Origin of the sequence: Roseomonas sp. KE2513 (assembly GCF_016107305.1) — a bacterium.
Taxonomy (GTDB): domain Bacteria; phylum Pseudomonadota; class Alphaproteobacteria; order Acetobacterales; family Acetobacteraceae; genus Roseomonas.
Window position 1 is genome coordinate 1 of sequence record NZ_RCVR01000119.1, and the last position, 2,231, is coordinate 2,231.

Annotated in this window: 2 protein-coding genes; both read left to right on the forward strand. The window is 70.9% G+C overall.

Annotation, left to right across the window (positions count from 1 at the left end):
• Positions 1 to 129: 129 nt before the first annotated feature.
• Positions 130 to 1,386 (forward strand): IS21 family transposase, encoded by a 1,257-nt coding sequence (gene istA, locus D9599_RS30465; RefSeq protein WP_198385088.1) that lies wholly within the window; start codon positions 130 to 132, stop codon positions 1,384 to 1,386.
• Complete coding sequence (gene istB / locus D9599_RS30470; protein WP_309228769.1) at positions 1,383 to 2,171, forward strand: IS21-like element helper ATPase IstB; 789 nt, start codon at positions 1,383 to 1,385, stop codon at positions 2,169 to 2,171. The genes istA and istB overlap by 4 nt, the downstream gene beginning before the upstream one ends.
• Positions 2,172 to 2,231 lie beyond the last annotated feature (60 nt).

Here is a 2,231-nt window from a genome sequence, read left to right on the forward strand (position 1 = left end):
TGTCGGGCGACAGGGTAAACCCATCCGGAGGCGTCATTAGGAACCCAGCCACCCTGACGAGCAGGGAGAGGCGAGTTGAGGGATCGATCGGACGTATTTCCGCCCGGCAGGGATGGGCGGAGACAGGCGATGAGGACGCCGGACGAGGTGGCGGCGATGCAGCGGCTGCATGGTCTGGGCTGGGGCACGCGGCGGATTGCGGCCGAGGTGGGGTGTAACCGGGAGACGGTACAGCGGTACCTGGCGGCGGGCGGCTGGGCGCCGTGCCGGATTCCAACCCGGCCGAGCCTGCTGGCGGGACAGGCGGGCTGGCTGGCCGAGCGGCTCCGGCGTCACCGGGGCAACGCGGACGTGGTGCGGCAGGAGCTGGCATCCGAGTTGGGCGTCGTGGTCAGCCTGCGCACGGTGGAGCGCGCTGTGTCCCACCTGCGGCGCGAGCTCGCGGCGGAGGCGCGGGCGACGGTGCGGTTCGAGACGCCGCCCGGCCGCCAACTGCAGATCGACTTCGGGCAGAGCCGGATCATGATCGAGGGTGAGGATCCGGGGCGGGTGTACCTGTTCGTGGCGACGCTGGGCTACTCGAGGCGCGTCTATGCCCGGGCCTTCCGGCACGAGCGGCAGTCGGCCTGGCTGGAGGGGATCGAGGGCGCGTTCCACCACTTTGGCGGCCTGCCGGGCGAGCTGCTGATGGACAATGCCCGTGCCCTGGTCCGGCATCACGACGCGGCCACGCGAGAGGTGGAGTTCAACGACCGGCTGCACGCGTTCGCGCGGTACTGGGAGGTGCGGCCGGTGGCCTGCGCACCCTATCGGGCGCGCACCAAAGGTAAGGACGAGCGCGGGGTCGGGTACGTCAAGCACAATGCCATCGCGGGGCGGCGTTTCGCCTCCTGGGGCGCCCTGGAGGCGCACCTGGCCCGGTGGATGCGAGAGGTGGCCGATGTCAGGGTGCACGGGACAACGGGCGAGGCGCCGATCGCGCGGTTCGAGCGCGAGGAGGCCGCGGCGCTGCGCCCGCTGAACGGTCGGCCTCCGTTCCAGGCGCTGCGCGAGCTGACCCGCAAGGTCGGGAACGACGCCTGCGTGAACGTCGACACCAACCATTACAGCGTGCCGTGGCGGCTGATCGGGGCAGCGGTCACTGTCCAGGTCGGCGGCGGCCGGATCCACATCCACCATGCCGGGGTCGAGGTGGCCTGCCACGACCGGCGGCTCGGCCGCCGCGAGCGCGCCGTCGAACGGGCCCACCTGCAGGGCATCGTGCCATCTCACCAGGGTCGGGCTCGCAACGGCGGTCCCGAGGCTGCGTCACCCGGGACGCGGCTGGAGATCGATCTGCTGCGGCCGCTCGCCGAGTACGAGCAGGTCGCGGGAGGCGGCTGGTGAGCGCCGCGGTGGACACGCTGCCGGACATGCTGGCCCGGCTGAAATTGACGGCGATGCGTGACCGGCTCGATGGGCTGCTGGACGAGGCGGCACGCGGCGATCTGTCGCTGCGGGAAACCCTGGCCCTGCTGTGCCGGGCGGAGGTGTCACACCGCGAGGAGCGGCGGATCCAAATGGCCACCAGCATCGCGAAGTTCCCCCATCAGCGCACGCTGGAGGGGTTCGACTACTCCGCCCAGCCCTCGCTGGATCCCCGGCAGGTGCGCGACCTGGCCACCTGCCGCTGGGTGGCCAACGGCGACGCGCTGCTGATCCAGGGGCCGCCCGGCGTCGGCAAGTCGCACCTGGCGATCGCGCTGGGGCGTGAGGCGGTCCGGCACGGCTACTCGGTGCTGTTCACTCCGGCAACGGCGCTCGTGACGATGCTGGTGCAGGGGCACGCCGAGGGAAAGCTGGAGCAGCGTCTGGCGCAACTGGCCAAACCGAAGCTGCTGATCGTGGACGAGTTCGGCTACCTGCCGTTCGAGCCCGCGGCGGCGCACCTACTGTTTCAGCTTGTCAGCCGCCGCTACGAGCGGGGCAGCATCCTGATCACCTCCAACCGCGCCGTTGGCGACTGGGGAACGGTGCTGGGCGACGAGGTCGTGGCCACCGCTATCCTGGACCGCCTGATGCACCACAGCCACGTGCTGACCATCCGAGGCGACAGCTACCGGCTGCGCGAGAAGCGCCGCTCGGGCCTGCTGAAGGCAACACCCGCACCGGCATCCGCCGGGGCATCATAGGAGCGGAGGTGGCTGGGTTCCCGGTGTCGTCACCGGATGGGTTCCCGATGTCGCTTGATA